Annotated in this window: 14 protein-coding genes; 10 read left to right on the forward strand and 4 right to left on the reverse strand. The window is 67.5% G+C overall.

Features of this window, described 5'->3' with window-relative positions; translation table 11 throughout:
• The first annotated feature begins 115 nt into the window (after nt 1-115).
• Genes DMC64_RS09395 through DMC64_RS09410 form a run of 4 tightly spaced genes read left to right on the forward strand, consistent with a single transcriptional unit; the run spans nt 116 to nt 3,217 of the window.
• Nucleotides 116-1,021, forward strand: coding sequence for a Rossmann-like and DUF2520 domain-containing protein (locus DMC64_RS09395; protein ID WP_037335227.1), 906 nt, complete (start codon nt 116-118; stop codon nt 1,019-1,021).
• Nucleotides 1,018-1,926 carry a pantoate--beta-alanine ligase gene (gene panC / locus DMC64_RS09400; protein ID WP_037335229.1) on the forward strand — a complete coding sequence of 303 codons (909 nt, stop codon included), beginning with the start codon at nt 1,018-1,020 and terminating at the stop codon, nt 1,924-1,926. The genes DMC64_RS09395 and panC overlap by 4 nt, the downstream gene beginning before the upstream one ends.
• Nucleotides 1,927-1,938: 12 nt before the next feature.
• Complete coding sequence (gene panD / locus DMC64_RS09405; protein ID WP_016337767.1) at nt 1,939-2,433, forward strand: aspartate 1-decarboxylase; 495 nt, start codon at nt 1,939-1,941, stop codon at nt 2,431-2,433.
• Nucleotides 2,434-2,437: 4 nt separating this feature from the next.
• On the forward strand, nt 2,438-3,217 hold the full coding sequence (locus DMC64_RS09410) for a type III pantothenate kinase (RefSeq protein ID WP_125733210.1): 780 nt from the start codon (nt 2,438-2,440) through the stop codon (nt 3,215-3,217).
• A 46-nt stretch (nt 3,218-3,263) separates the two neighbouring features.
• On the opposite strand, the gene DMC64_RS09415 is transcribed toward DMC64_RS09410, so the two are convergent.
• Entirely contained in the window at nt 3,264-4,031 is a 768-nt protein-coding gene (locus DMC64_RS09415) for a class I SAM-dependent methyltransferase (protein WP_125733211.1), read from the reverse strand.
• Nucleotides 4,028-4,801, reverse strand: coding sequence for a class I SAM-dependent methyltransferase (locus tag DMC64_RS09420; protein ID WP_125733212.1), 774 nt, complete (start codon nt 4,799-4,801; stop codon nt 4,028-4,030). The genes DMC64_RS09415 and DMC64_RS09420 overlap by 4 nt, the downstream gene beginning before the upstream one ends.
• 96 nt (nt 4,802-4,897) lie before the next feature.
• On the opposite strand from DMC64_RS09420, the gene lysS reads away from it, so the two are divergent.
• Together lysS and DMC64_RS09430 are read left to right on the forward strand one after the other, a co-directional pair.
• The gene (lysS, locus tag DMC64_RS09425) at nt 4,898-6,409 is read left to right on the forward strand and encodes a lysine--tRNA ligase (protein WP_037335237.1); all 1,512 of its coding nucleotides are present in this window, start codon (nt 4,898-4,900) and stop codon (nt 6,407-6,409) included.
• A 151-nt stretch (nt 6,410-6,560) separates the two neighbouring features.
• Nucleotides 6,561-6,914 (forward strand): Lsr2 family protein, encoded by a 354-nt coding sequence (locus DMC64_RS09430; RefSeq protein ID WP_005165380.1) that lies wholly within the window; start codon nt 6,561-6,563, stop codon nt 6,912-6,914.
• Nucleotides 6,915-6,920: 6 nt separating this feature from the next.
• Here DMC64_RS09430 and DMC64_RS09435 read toward each other — a convergent pair whose 3' ends face one another.
• Nucleotides 6,921-7,760 (reverse strand): AraC family transcriptional regulator, encoded by an 840-nt coding sequence (locus tag DMC64_RS09435; RefSeq protein ID WP_125733213.1) that lies wholly within the window; start codon nt 7,758-7,760, stop codon nt 6,921-6,923.
• A 66-nt stretch (nt 7,761-7,826) separates the two neighbouring features.
• Here DMC64_RS09435 and DMC64_RS09440 point away from each other — a divergent pair, with 66 nt between their 5' ends.
• Nucleotides 7,827-8,408 (forward strand): TIGR03086 family metal-binding protein, encoded by a 582-nt coding sequence (locus tag DMC64_RS09440; protein WP_125733214.1) that lies wholly within the window; start codon nt 7,827-7,829, stop codon nt 8,406-8,408.
• On the opposite strand, the gene DMC64_RS09445 is transcribed toward DMC64_RS09440, so the two are convergent.
• The gene (locus DMC64_RS09445) at nt 8,405-9,163 is read right to left on the reverse strand and encodes an iron-sulfur protein (protein WP_370323848.1); all 759 of its coding nucleotides are present in this window, start codon (nt 9,161-9,163) and stop codon (nt 8,405-8,407) included. The genes DMC64_RS09440 and DMC64_RS09445 overlap by 4 nt on opposite strands.
• 407 nt (nt 9,164-9,570) lie before the next feature.
• Between DMC64_RS09445 and DMC64_RS09450 the strand changes: the two genes are divergently transcribed.
• The 3 genes from DMC64_RS09450 (at nt 9,571) to DMC64_RS09460 (ending at nt 13,179) form a co-directional block, all read left to right on the forward strand.
• Nucleotides 9,571-12,129 (forward strand): ATP-dependent Clp protease ATP-binding subunit, encoded by a 2,559-nt coding sequence (locus tag DMC64_RS09450; RefSeq protein ID WP_016337759.1) that lies wholly within the window; start codon nt 9,571-9,573, stop codon nt 12,127-12,129.
• Between the two features lie 344 nt (nt 12,130-12,473).
• Nucleotides 12,474-12,839 carry a type II toxin-antitoxin system RelE/ParE family toxin gene (locus tag DMC64_RS09455; protein ID WP_037335247.1) on the forward strand — a complete coding sequence of 122 codons (366 nt, stop codon included), beginning with the start codon at nt 12,474-12,476 and terminating at the stop codon, nt 12,837-12,839.
• A gap of 1 nt (nt 12,840) precedes the next feature.
• Complete coding sequence (locus DMC64_RS09460) at nt 12,841-13,179, forward strand: XRE family transcriptional regulator (protein ID WP_037335250.1); 339 nt, start codon at nt 12,841-12,843, stop codon at nt 13,177-13,179.
• Nucleotides 13,180-13,195: the final 16 nt, after the last annotated feature.

Consider the following 13,195-nt stretch of genomic DNA (forward strand, 5'->3'; position numbering starts at 1 on the left):
GGTCAGACCCGGGGCGGAGGGTTACCCTCGCGCCGTCGTCTGGTACCCGCGACCGCAGAGCGGGACTGGAACGAGTTGAGGAGTTTTCGACCATGAGCGTCCATTGGCGCACGCCATGATGAGGCCCGCTCGCCTGGCCGTGGGCGTTGTCTCCGCAGGTCGCGTCGGCAGTGTCGTGGGCGCGGCGCTCACCAGGGCCGGGCACACGGTCGTCGCCGCTTCGGGCCTTTCCCACGCTTCGGTGCGCCGGGCGGAGCAACTGCTCCCCGACGTGCCGCTCCTGCCGCCCGACGAGGTCGCCCGCCGGGCCGATCTGGTCCTGCTGGCCCTGCCGGACGACGCGCTCGCCGGGATGGTGCGTGGTTTCGTCGCCACCGGTTCGCTGCGCCCGGGACAGATCGTGGTGCACACCTCCGGGTCGCACGGCATCGACGTCCTCGCGCCCGCCGCCGAGGCGGGCGCGCTGCCGCTGGCGCTGCACCCCGTGATGACCTTCACCGGCCGTCCCGAAGACCTCGACAGGCTCGCCGCCTGCAGTTTCGGCGTCACGGCGGCGGAGGGTGACGAGGCGGCGTGGAACGTCGGCGAGGCGTTGACCGTGGAGATGGGCGCGGAGCCCGTCCGGGTCCCCGACGAAGCGCGAGCGCTCTATCACGCGGCGTTGGCACACGGTGCGAACCACCTGATGGCGCTGGTCGCCGACTGCGCGGAACTGTTGCGGGAGGCGGGAATCGCCCAGCCCGAACGCCTGGTGGCTCCGTTGTTGTCGGCGGCGTTGGATAATGTTCTGCGACACGGGGACCGCGCACTGACCGGGCCGGTGGCCCGTGGTGATCTCGGCACCGTGCGCAAGCATCTCGCGGTGCTGGCCGAACGTGGCCCCGACATCGCACCGAGCTATCGCGCGCTGGCCAAGCGCACGCTGGCGCGCGGCGACGCCGCCGGGCTCTTGGACGCCTCGGCCGCCGCCGAGCTCACCGAACTCCTCAGTGACCCCGCCGAAGGGCAGCAAAACCAGTGACCACACCGAAATTCGCCCGAGGCACGCTGCACACCTTCCAGCCGCCGGAGCAGGTCAGCCAGGTGACGCGTGCGCTGCACGGCGTCGGCCGCAAGGTCGCGCTGGTGCCCACCATGGGCGCGCTGCACGCGGGGCACCGCGAGCTGATCCGCCGGGCGAAGCGGCTGCCGAACACGGTCGTCGCGACGTCGATCTTCGTGAACCCCCTGCAATTCGGGGAGGGCGAGGACTTCGAGGCGTACCCGCGTCCGCTGGACAAGGACCTCGAAGTGCTGAAGGAGGACGGAGTCGAGCTGGGCTTCCTGCCCAAGGCGTCGGATCTGTATCCCGAAGGGGCCACCGTCACGGTGCACCCCGGCCCGCTCGGCGACGAGCTGGAAGGCGCGGTGCGGCCGGGGCATTTCGCCGGCGTGCTCACTGTGGTGGCGAAACTGTTCAACATCGTGCGGCCGGATTACGCCTTCTTCGGGGAGAAGGACTACCAGCAGCTGGTGCTGATCAAGAAGATGGTGCGCGACCTGAACTTCGACACCCGCGTCATCGGGGTGCCGACGGTCCGGGAGCGCGACGGGCTGGCGTTGTCCTCGCGCAACGTCTACCTGACTCCGGAACAGCGCGAGGACGCGATCGTGTTGTCGGCGGCGCTCACCGCGGGTGCCTTCGTCGGACGCGACGGCGCGGAAGCCGTGCTGGCGACCGCCAGGCAGACCCTCGCCGCGCGACCCGCGGTCGAGGTCGATTATCTGGAATTGAGGGGAACCGACCTCGGGCCCGCGCCCGTCGACGGTGAGGCGCGTCTGCTGATCGCGGCCAGGGTGGGGAGTACCCGGCTGATCGACAACGTCCCGGTGGTGCTCGGCGCGGCCGTGGACCATCCGGAACACGCGCCGGACGCAGGGGAATAGGGAGAGTCCACGATGTACCGCACGATGCTGAAATCGAAGATCCATAGGGCGACGGTCACCCAGGCCGATCTCCACTACGTCGGATCGGTGACCGTCGACGAGGACCTGATGGACGCGGCGGATCTGCTGCCGGGCGAACAGGTGTCCATTGTGGACGTCACCAACGGCGCGCGGCTCGAGACCTACGTGATCGCGGGCGAACGCGGCAGCGGGGTGCTCGGCATCAACGGCGCCGCGGCGCATCTGGTGCACCCGGGCGATCTGGTGATCCTGATTTCGTACGCGCAGATGGAGAACGCCGAGGCGGCCGCGTTCCGGCCGCGGGTCGTCTTCGTCGACGCGGACAACCGGATCGTCGAGAAGGGCGCCAACCCCGGGCACGCGCCGGAGGGCTCCGGCCTGTTGAGCGGCACCGTGACCCTGGCCGACGACGACACGATGACCTTCCCGGTCGCCGAAACCGCCGACGCCCGCCGTCTCGACGCGCTGCTGCACGCCGAAAGCTGAGTCCTTGCTGCTCACGATCGACGTCGGCAACACCAACATCGTTCTCGGGCTGTACTCGGGAAACGACCTGGCCGGTGACTGGCGGATGCGCACCGACGCGCGGATGACCGCCGACGAACTCGCGCTCACCATGCGCGGGCTCCTCGGCTCGCACGCGGACGCGGTCACCGGGATCAGCGCGCTGTCCACGGTTCCCGCCGTGCTGCGGGAGCTGCGCGTCATGCTTTCGCGGTACTACGCCAGGGTGCCGAAGATCGTCATCGAGCCGGGAGTGCGCACCGGCGTGCCGCTTTTGGTCGACAACCCCAAGGAGGTGGGCGCGGACCGGCTGGTGAACACCCTGGCCGCGCATCACCTGCACCCGTCCACCGCCTGTGTGGTGGTGGATTTCGGGACTTCGACCAATGTGGACGCCATCTCCGCCAAGGGCGAGTTCCTCGGCGGCGCGTTCGCGCCCGGGATCGAGATCTCGGTCGACGCGCTGGCCGCGCGCGCCGCGGCGCTGCGGAAGGTGGAGCTGGTGCCGCCGCGGTCGGTGATCGGGAAGAACACCGTGGAATGCCTGCAATCCGGCATCCTCTACGGTTTCGCCGGCCAGGTCGACGGCCTGGTGAAGCGGATCAAGCGCGAGCTCTCACCGGGCGGGGCGGATCCGGTCGCGGTGATCGCGACCGGCGGCCTCGCGCCCCTGGTGCTCGGCGAGTCCGAGACGATCACCGAGCACGCGCCGGATCTGACCCTCCTGGGCCTCCGGCTGGTCTACGAGCGCAACCACCGCGTTTAGTCCTCTGAATGCGGTCCTTGCGCGGGCAACTACCGCATTCAGAGGACTAAATGCGGCGGCGGGAGGCGATCATCAGCACCCGCCGCGTCATCAGGTCCTGGTTCCGGAGCGTCTGTTCGAGGCTCGCTCGGAGCCGCGAAGGATCGTCGCCCGATTCCGCCGCCAGCTCCTCCAAGCGTTCGAGCGAAAGCTCCATGGTCCGCCGCTGCCGCGCCCGCCAGTCCGGCGTCTCCTCGTAGGCGAGGACGTCGAAGCCGGCGGCTTCCAGCAGCGGCCGGTGGTCGGCGACCTGGGGCGGCCGGTTCACCGGCTGCCCGTCGAAGTCCCAGGTCGTGACGAGCAGCCGCCCGCCCGGCGCGAGGATCCGTGCGAACTCCTCGCAGGCGCGCCGCTTGTCGGGCGCGAACAACAGCGCGTCGACGCTCATCACCGCGTCGAACGACGCGTCCTCCAGCCCGGTGTCCTGGAAGTCGCCGATCCGGAAATCGGTCGCCTCGACGTCCATCGCTTCGGCTCGACGCCGTGCCGACGCCAGTGCCGTCGCCGCGATGTCGATGCCGGTGAGCGTCGCGTACGTGCGCGCGGCGACCCAAAGCCCGGGACCGCCGCGCCCGCAGCCGATGTCGGCGAGCCGCCCACCCGGCTCCAGCTGCGCTTCGGACGCGATGCGGCGCAGGTCGGTCCGGGTCACGAAGCTGTAGGTGTCCAGCTCGGCGGGGTACTCGTCGCCGTAGACCTCGGCCCAGATCCGCGCGGACACCGCCGACGCGGGGGCGCCGAACGTCGTCGTGAACGCCGCCTTCCAGTCGGTCATCGCTTACGCGCCCGGAAGACGGTGGTGGTGATCGGCAGATCGAATTCCCCGGACGCGGTTTCCGGATTCCGGTCGAGGAATTCCCGCGCCGTGCGAAGTTTGGCTTCGCGTTCCTCCGCCGGGGCCACCAGGATGTGCGAATGGGTCGCGAGGGTGGCCACGAGGGTTTCCGCCGTCCTGGGTTGTTTGTGACCGAACGTCTTCTTCTCGAACGGCTCGAAGGCTTCGTGTCGCGGCAGCGATTCGTAGTCGCTCAGCCAGCGCCTGCTCATCGACGTCTTGATCAGGGCGTTCAACTCCGCCAGCCAGCCCGCCGACTCGTCGTCGTGGTTCCACAGCGCCGCAACGACTCCGCCCGGCCTCAGCACCCTGGCCATCTCCGGATAGGCCCGGTCGAGATCGAACCAGTGGACGGCCTGGCCCACCACCACGGCGTCCACGGCTCCGTCCGGCAGCGGGATCTCCTCGGCGGTCCCGATGAGCGGGGTCACGGCGGGAAGTGTCCTGGTGAGCTCGGCGAGCATCTTCTCGTCCGGCTCGACGGCGGTCACCGTGACGCCCAGCGCCAGCAGTCCTTCGCTGACCTTGCCGGTCCCGGCCGCCAGGTCCAGGACCCGCTCCGGGGCTCCCGCCGCGCCGGCCAGCCCCCAGGCCAGTGCCTTTTCCGGGTAGTCCGGCCGATGCGCGGCATAGTCGGCGGCCTTCGCGCCGAACGAGGCGGCGCGGCGTGCGTGCAGTTCGGGTTCGATGCCGGGAGTGGATGAGTTCACGCGCTCAAGGTTAATGGAGAGAAAACCGGCCGGTCCGGACCCGGAAAAGGTAATCCGGTTGGCGTAGGGAACCGGCGGGTTCGTACGCTGTGCGCCATGACTGAAATCCCCGCATCCGAGGGCGTGAGCCCCGACGAAGACCTGCCGGAACAGATGCGGGTGCGCCGGGACAAGCGCGACCGGATAATCGCGGAGGGTATCGATCCGTATCCGGTCGAGGTGCCCCGGACGCACTCGCTGGCCGAAGTGCGCGCGAAGCATTCCGGTCTTCCTGTCGACACCGCCACCGGCGACATCGTCGGTATCACCGGCCGGGTCATGTTCATGCGCAATACCGGCAAACTGTGTTTCGCGAGTCTTCGTGAAGGCGACGGCACCGAGTTGCAGGCGATGCTCAGCCTCGCGAAGGTGGGCGAGGACGCGCTCGCGGCGTGGAAGTCCGATGTCGATCTCGGTGATCACGTATTCGTCTCCGGTGAGGTCATCACCTCCAAGCGCGGTGAGCTTTCCGTGATGGCCGACTCCTGGCGCATCACGTCGAAAGCATTGCGCCCGTTGCCCGTGGCGCACAAAGACCTGGCCGAGGAAACGCGGATCCGGCAGCGTTATGTCGATCTGATCGTGCGTCCCAAGGCGCGGGACGTGGTCCGTACCCGCGCCGGTGTGCTGCGTTCCCTGCGTGACTCGTTTCACGGCCGGGGATTCCTCGAGGTCGAGACCCCGATGCTGCAAACGCTGCACGGCGGCGCCGCGGCGCGGCCATTCGTCACGCATTCGAATGCCTTCGACCTCGATCTGTACCTGAGGATCGCGCCGGAGCTGTACCTCAAGCGTTGCGTGGTCGGCGGTATCGAGAAGGTCTTCGAGATCAACCGGAACTTCCGGAACGAGGGCAGCGACTCCTCGCACTCGCCGGAGTTCGCCATGCTCGAGTACTACGAAGCGTATGCGACCTATGACTCCAACGCGGTGATGACGCGGCAGCTCATCCAGGAGGCGGCACAGAACGTTCTCGGTACTCAGGTGGTCACTCTCGCCGACGGTTCGGAGTACGACCTGTCCGGCGAGTGGACCACGCTCGGAATGTACGAGTCGTTGTCCGAGGCGTTGTCGGAAGAGGTCACTCCCGAGACATCGGCGGACAAGCTGCGTTCCTATGCCGAAGCGCGAGAGCTGGAGCTCGACCCGAAGTTAGGTCACGGCAAACTCGTCGAAGAACTTTGGGAACATCTCGTCGGCGATCATCTCCACGAACCCACTTTTGTCCGTGATTTTCCGGTCGAGACATCCCCGCTGACCAGGCAACATCGCAGCAAGCCGGGGGTCGCGGAGAAGTGGGATCTGTACGTGCGCGGATTCGAACTGGCCACCGGATACTCCGAGCTGGTCGATCCCGTGGTGGAGCGTCAGCGTCTGGTGGAACAGGCTCGGCTGGGTGCGCAGGGTGATAGTGAGGCCATGAACCTGGATGAGGATTTCCTCCGCGCGCTGGAGTACGGAATGCCGCCGAGCGGTGGTGTCGGAATGGGGATCGACCGGTTGCTGATGGCGCTGACCGGCCTTGGTATCCGGGAGACCATCCTGTTCCCGCTCGTCCGACCCGAATAACCCGTCCGCGTGACAGATACCTCGATCGTTCTCGTAAACAAGATTTGCGTTATGAGTCGGTAGCGGGTATTAATGTCGCTAGACAAAGTCTTCTGTCCGGGGCATGCCCCGTACCAGATCATTCGTGTAAGCCCCCAGCAGGAGGAAACAGATGGCACAGAAGGTGCTCGTCTCGCTCGTCGACGACCTCGACGGCACTGAGGCGGAAGAGACCGTCGAGTTCGGTTTGGACGGTGTGAGCTACCAGATCGACCTTTCCGCGGAAAACGCGGAAGAGCTTCGTGACGCGCTGGCCCAGTATGTGGAGCACGCCCGTCGCGCGGGTGGCCGTAAGCGCACCGCCATTCGTCCGGTCGCCGGCGTGAAGGCCGCCGCCCGTCCCGCGACCGTGGACCGCGAGCAGAACCAGGCCATTCGCGCCTGGGCCCGCAAGAACGGCTTCCAGGTTTCCGACCGTGGGCGTATCCCGTCCGAGGTCGTGGAGGCCTACCACAAGAAGAACTGAGGTCTTTCAGACCTGACGGCCGCCGGGAAACTTTTCCCGGCGGCTTTCTTGTTCTTGTACACGGTTCAAGCGGGCGTACTCGGTGGGCGCCCATCCGGTCACGGAGCGGAAATCCCGGGTGAAGTGCGCTTGGTCGCTATAGCCCAGCGTGAACGCCAGTTCCGCGTAGTCCGGCCGTTCCTCGGCCGCGATCCGTGCCGCCGCTTCGTTCAATCGGTATACCTGAATCGCCCATTTGGGGGCGGTACCGACATGTTCGGCGAACAGGCGTTGCAGGCTTCGTTGAGACAGGCCCGTCCGGCTTGACAGCTCGGCGACCCGGGTAATGGACGGCTCAGCCGCGATTGTTTCCACCGCTTCGATGGCCGTCGCGGCCGCGGCGGTGAGCACGGGGCGTTTCGCGAGGAGCAGTTCCTCCGCGACACGGACCATTTCGAAGTCGTCCGTCGCATTCCGTACCGATTCCGTCACTCCGCCGTCGCCGGGGAAGAGATCGGTGAGCGGAACGGAACCGCCGGAGATCATCGAGACCGGACCACCGAGGAATGCCCGGAATGCCCCAGGACGGAATCGAACGCCGATACCGTGGTCCGTGCCCTCGACGAGGTAGCGGAAAGGCCGTTTCGCCGGCCCGAACGCGCCGGCCGCGAGGCGGAAGAACGTGACGTTCACCGCCAGATTGGGCAAAACCACCTGTTCCTCGCCCGGCCTGCCGCGCAGATCCCAGCGCAGCACCCAGTGATGGTCGACGTACGGGCGCAGTTCCGGCGAGGGCGGATGGCGGACGAGGCTGAACTTCGCCGCCCGCGCGTTGACGATCCCCGCCGGGATCCGGTGCCCGCTCACCGGATCAACCTAACCTTGTCGCGTTTCTTCAAGACAGCACACGGGTCCTCGTGAACTCATGGCCTCATGTCCGAACACGCCGCCCTGATCGCCCCCGCCGCCGCGGAGTTCACCGGAATCCTGCGCGGGATCGGCGAAACCGACCTCTCCGCCCCCACGCCGTGTGCCGAGTACGACGTCCGCGCGTTGCTGAACCACCTTCTCTACTGGGGTCCCTGGCTCGAAGCCGCCGGGCGCAAGACGGCACCGCCCGAGGTGTCCGTCGGTGAGGCCGAAGCGGGCCTCGCCGACGGCGAATGGCTCAGCGCCATCGAGAAACAGACCGCGCGGCTCGTGGACGTCTTCGGGACACCCGAAGCGTGGCAGGGCACCACGGCGCTCGGCACGGCGGAAATGCCGTCCTCGTTCGTCGGCGACATGGTGCTCGGCGAGTTCGTCTTCCACGGCTGGGACCTGGCGAAGGCGACCGGCCGCTCACTCGACGTCGCACCCGAAGCGGCCGAAGCCGTCTTGGCGTCCGCCGCGGCGATGGGCGAACAGGCCCGGGCGATGAAGGTGTACGGGGAAGAAGTGCCCGTCGAGGAAGGCGCGACGACGTTCGAACGCGCTTTGGGCGCGACGGGCCGAAACCCCGGCTGGCTCCCTTAACGGACCCGCGGGCAACCGCCGCATTCCGATTCCGCGGGAAGCAGATAGTTGTAACAGCAGCCTTCGCGGTTTCGCGTCCACTCGCGGCGTCCGTCGGCTCCCGAGGTCAGGGTCAGCTTCGACGCGGACGTCAGCGGCGGGAACCGCGTTTCGAGGACCAGGGCGGCGTCCGCGACCCCGGCCCCCTCGGCCTCCGGAGTCCCGCCCAGCCGCCCCGCCGACCACAGCGCGTTGTCGAGCGCGTCCGTGGCGGCGGCCCACAACTGGCGCCGGCCGAGCCTCGTCAGCGGCCCGTAGACGTCGATGAACCGGCTCGCGTGAGCGACGTACCGGCCCCGCAGGACGGCCGCGAGCGCCCGCTCGTCCGGGACCACGACGGCCCTCGGATGCGCCGAGCCCGCGTCGGTCGGCAGGCAGTGGAAGCCGTCGCCGAGGACGGCCACCGAGTCCGGGTGGGGCCGGTCGGCGCCGATCCGGAACGCCAGCGCGGACGGCGCCAGCGACGGGACGCGCCGTTCGTGATGGAGCAGCATCGCGCCGGCCAGGGCCGGGACGTGCAGGTACCAGGACAGGATCCAGCTCGCCGGGGTCCGCTCGGGGATCACAGGGGCTTCCCGATACGTCTCGGCGAGCCAGCCGGTGAGCCGCTCCCGCCAGCGCAGGAGACGGGCCGGTTCGCGGAGCAGGTCGCCGCAGCGGACCCAGCCCGGCTCGTCCTCCGGCACGTCCGCGCGGAGCCGGGCGTCTTCGGGCATCCTCGACAGGGAGGTGCGGAGCCCGTCCTCGCGCGACGCGAGCGTGCGGGGATACGACACACCGGCCTCCCATCATTAGGTACGCCTAACCTTACATACCGTCCGTGACTACTCCGGACGGGTGTCCATCCACTGGGCGGAGCCCGTGTTCGCGCTCAGCGGACAACCCTCGTCCGGCGGAATCCGGACGCGTGTTCGCACGTTGGGCTTGACGTAAAGGTGCAGGGCAACCGGAAGATGAAAGAGCGCACGGCCGGAGAACGGCCGGGGCGCGAACGGGCCGCAATCAGCCGTAGTGGTACGCCAGCGCGACCGCATGGCTACTAGAGTGGTCTCACGGTGCTGAATCCATCGCGGTGAAAGCACGATGGAAACGGGCCGCCGTCGCAGCAGTCGAGGGAGTGCACATGTTTGAGAGGTTCACCGACCGCGCGAGGCGGGTGGTCGTCCTGGCCCAAGAAGAGGCCAGGATGCTCAACCACAACTACATCGGCACCGAGCACATCCTCCTGGGTCTGATCCACGAGGGTGAAGGTGTCGCCGCCAAGGCGCTGGAATCGCTGGGCATCGCGCTGGAGGGCGTCCGCCAGCAGGTCGAGGAGATCATCGGCCAGGGGCAGCAGGCCCCGAGCGGGCACATCCCCTTCACCCCGCGGGCCAAGAAGGTGCTTGAGCTGTCGCTGCGCGAAGCGCTGCAGCTCGGCCACAACTACATCGGCACCGAGCACATCCTGCTCGGGCTGATCCGCGAGGGTGAAGGCGTCGCCGCACAGGTGCTCGTCAAGCTCGGCGCGGACCTCAACCGGGTGCGTCAGCAGGTCCTGCAGCTGCTGTCGGGCTACCAGGGTGGCAAGGAGTCGACCGAGACCGGCTCCGGACGCGGTGAAGGCACCCCGTCGTCGTCGCTGGTGCTCGACCAGTTCGGCCGCAACCTGACCGTGCAGGCCCGCGAAGGCAAGCTCGACCCGGTCATCGGCCGGGGCAAAGAGATCGAGCGGGTCATGCAGGTGCTGTCGCGGCGCACCAAGAACAACCCGGTCCTCATCGGCGAGCCCGGCGTCGGCAAGACCGCCGTCGTCGAAGGGCTCGCGCAGAACATCGTCAAGGGCGAGGTCCCGGAGACGCTGAAGGACAAGCAGCTCTACACCCTCGACCTCGGCTCCCTGGTCGCCGGTTCCCGGTACCGCGGTGACTTCGAAGAGCGCCTGAAGAAGGTGCTCAAGGAGATCAAGACCCGCGGCGACATCATCCTGTTCATCGACGAGCTGCACACGCTCGTCGGCGCGGGTGCCGCCGAGGGCGCGATCGACGCCGCGTCGATCCTGAAGCCGATGCTGGCCCGTGGCGAGCTGCAGACGATCGGCGCGACCACGCTCGAGGAGTACCGCAAGTACATCGAGAAGGACGCCGCGCTGGAGCGCCGTTTCCAGCCGATCCAGGTCGGCGAGCCGTCGCTCGAGCACACGATCGAGATCCTGAAGGGTCTGCGTGACCGGTACGAGGCGCACCACCGCGTCTCGATCACCGACGGCGCGCTGGTGCAGGCGGCCACCCTCGCGGACCGCTACATCAACGACCGCTTCCTGCCGGACAAGGCGATCGACCTGATCGACGAGGCCGGCGCCCGGATGCGCATCCGCCGCATGACCGCGCCGCCGGACCTGCGCGAGTTCGACGAGAAGATCGCCGACGTGCGCCGGGACAAGGAGTCCGCGATAGACGCGCAGGACTTCGAGCGCGCCGCCCGCCTCCGCGACGAGGAGAAGACCCTCCTTGGCCAGAAGGGCGAGCGGGAGAAGCAGTGGAAGGACGGCGACCTCGACGTCGTCGCCGAGGTCGACGAGGAGCAGATCGCCGAGGTCCTCGCCAACTGGACCGGTATCCCGGTGTTCAAGCTCACCGAGGAGGAGACCACGCGTCTGCTCCGCATGGAGGAGGAGCTGCACAAGCGGATCATCGGCCAGGAGGACGCGGTCAAGGCCGTCTCCCAGGCGATCCGCCGCACCCGTGCCGGCCTGAAGGACCCGAAGCGCCCCTCCGGCTCGTTCATCTTCGCCGGCCCGTCCGGTGTCGGTAAGACCGAGCTGTCCAAGGCGCTCGCGGCGTTCCTGTTCGGCGAGGACGACGCGCTCATCCAGATCGACATGGGTGAGTTCCACGACCGCTACACCGCTTCGCGGCTCTTCGGTGCCCCTCCGGGCTACGTCGGCTACGAAGAGGGCGGCCAGCTGACCGAGAAGGTGCGGCGCAAGCCGTTCTCGGTGGTGCTGTTCGACGAGATCGAGAAGGCCCACCAGGAGATCTACAACACGCTCCTGCAGGTCCTCGAAGACGGCCGTCTCACCGACGGTCAGGGTCGTACGGTCGACTTCAAGAACACCGTGCTCATCTTCACCTCGAACCTGGGTACCTCGGACATCTCCAAGTCCGTTTCGCTCGGGTTCTCGTCCGGCGGTGACAGCACCAACCGGTACGAGAAGATGAAGCAAAAGGTCAACGAGGAGATGAAGAAGCATTTCCGGCCGGAGTTCCTGAACCGGATCGACGACATCATCGTCTTCCACCAGCTGACCAAGGAACAGATCATCGAGATGGTCGATCTGATGATCGCCCGGGTCGAGACGCAGCTCAAGGCCAAGGACATGGAGCTGGAGCTCACGCCCAAGGCCAAGTCGCTGCTCGCCAAGCGCGGCTTCGACCCGGTGCTGGGCGCGCGGCCGCTGCGTCGCACGATCCAGCGCGAGATCGAGGACCAGCTGTCGGAGAAGATCCTGTTCGGCGAGGTCCAGCCCGGCCAGATCATCCTGGTCGACGTCGAAGGCTGGAACGACGAAGAGGGCGAGAAGGACGACAAGGCGCACTTCGTCTTCCGTGGCGAAGCCCGTCCCTCGTCGGTCCCGGACGCCCCGCCGGTGAGCATCGGTGCCGGCTCGACCGAAGAGAACGGTGAAGCCGAGGGCGAGTAAGGCCTCTCTGCTCCGGAAGTGCCCGTCGCGGTTCGCCGCGGCGGGCACTTCCGCGTTTCGGGGTGTGTCGTCTTCAATCACGCGAGTTCGCCGTCCAATCACGCGAGTTCCGTGTTCCATCACGCGAGTCACGTGTTTCCGTACGGACGCCATTCGTGTGTGGATGGACGACACGCGTGATTGGGCGGACGACACGCGTGATTGGGCGCGGGACTCACGTGATTGGAGGCGGAACTCGCGTGCGGTCCTTGCGGTTGCGGAAGGCCCCGAGGCGGAAGCGCACCTTCGTGGGAACTCTGGTCTTCGAGCCTCGACCGATATAAGGTCTACATTATGGTCGGCTGATGCAGTGGGAGATCGAACTTCACGAGGAAGTGGATCGCTGGTTCGCGGCGCTGTGTCGGGAAGAACCGCGTACGGCCGACCGGGTCGAAGAGGCGATCGACATGCTGGCTCGTGAAGGCCCACGGCTCGGGCGGCCGCTGGTCGACCGGATCAGCGGATCGCGAAGACACAACTTGAAAGAGTTACGCCCGGCGTCGGCCGGGCATACCGAGATCAGGATCTTGTTCGTCTTCGATCCGGTGCGCAGGGCCGTACTCCTGGTGGCCGGTGACAAGGCCGGAAACTGGAAACGGTGGTACGACATCAACATCCCGATCGCGGAGGAGCGATACCGGCACCATCTCGACGCGATGGAGGAAGGCTGAAATGGGTCGGTCCTGGAAAGAGGTCAAGGCCGAAAAGCTCGCCGCGGACCGTGACGCCGGCCGCGACGTCGAAGCCGCGCGAGCCGAGGCGCGGGAAGCCACTCAGGCGTACGTTCTCGGCTTCCGGCTGTCGCGACTGCGTGAGGACGTCGGACTGAGCCAGGCCGAGGTCGCCAAGCGGATGGGCGTCAGCCAGCCGCGGATCAGCCAGCTCGAGCAGGGTGATCCGAGCCAGATGGAATTGGACACGCTCCGCAGGTACATCGGCGCCTTGGGCGGCCGGATGCGCGTGGTCGCCGATTTCGACGATCACGACGTCACCATTTCCACCGCCGTCTGAACCCGCCCCGGTCTCC

This window comes from Amycolatopsis sp. WAC 04197 (assembly GCF_003947475.1).
Taxonomy (GTDB): Bacteria; Actinomycetota; Actinomycetes; order Mycobacteriales; family Pseudonocardiaceae; genus Amycolatopsis; species Amycolatopsis japonica.

Bases quoted from the DNA above. Each gene is read 5' to 3' on its own strand.
- DMC64_RS09430 (WP_005165380.1), top strand. From the start codon at position 6,561: ATGGCACAGAAGGTGCTCGTCTCGCTCGTCGACGACCTCGACGGCACT.
- DMC64_RS09455 (WP_037335247.1), top strand. From the start codon at position 12,474: ATGCAGTGGGAGATCGAACTTCACGAGGAAGTGGATCGCTGGTTCGCG.
- DMC64_RS09395 (WP_037335227.1), top strand. From the start codon at position 116: ATGATGAGGCCCGCTCGCCTGGCCGTGGGCGTTGTCTCCGCAGGTCGC.
- DMC64_RS09445 (WP_370323848.1), bottom strand. From the start codon at position 9,163: ATGCCCGAAGACGCCCGGCTCCGCGCGGACGTGCCGGAGGACGAGCCG.
- DMC64_RS09450 (WP_016337759.1), top strand. From the start codon at position 9,571: ATGTTTGAGAGGTTCACCGACCGCGCGAGGCGGGTGGTCGTCCTGGCC.
- panD (WP_016337767.1), top strand. From the start codon at position 1,939: ATGTACCGCACGATGCTGAAATCGAAGATCCATAGGGCGACGGTCACC.
- DMC64_RS09415 (WP_125733211.1), bottom strand. From the start codon at position 4,031: ATGACCGACTGGAAGGCGGCGTTCACGACGACGTTCGGCGCCCCCGCG.
- DMC64_RS09460 (WP_037335250.1), top strand. From the start codon at position 12,841: ATGGGTCGGTCCTGGAAAGAGGTCAAGGCCGAAAAGCTCGCCGCGGAC.
- DMC64_RS09440 (WP_125733214.1), top strand. From the start codon at position 7,827: ATGTCCGAACACGCCGCCCTGATCGCCCCCGCCGCCGCGGAGTTCACC.
- lysS (WP_037335237.1), top strand. From the start codon at position 4,898: ATGACTGAAATCCCCGCATCCGAGGGCGTGAGCCCCGACGAAGACCTG.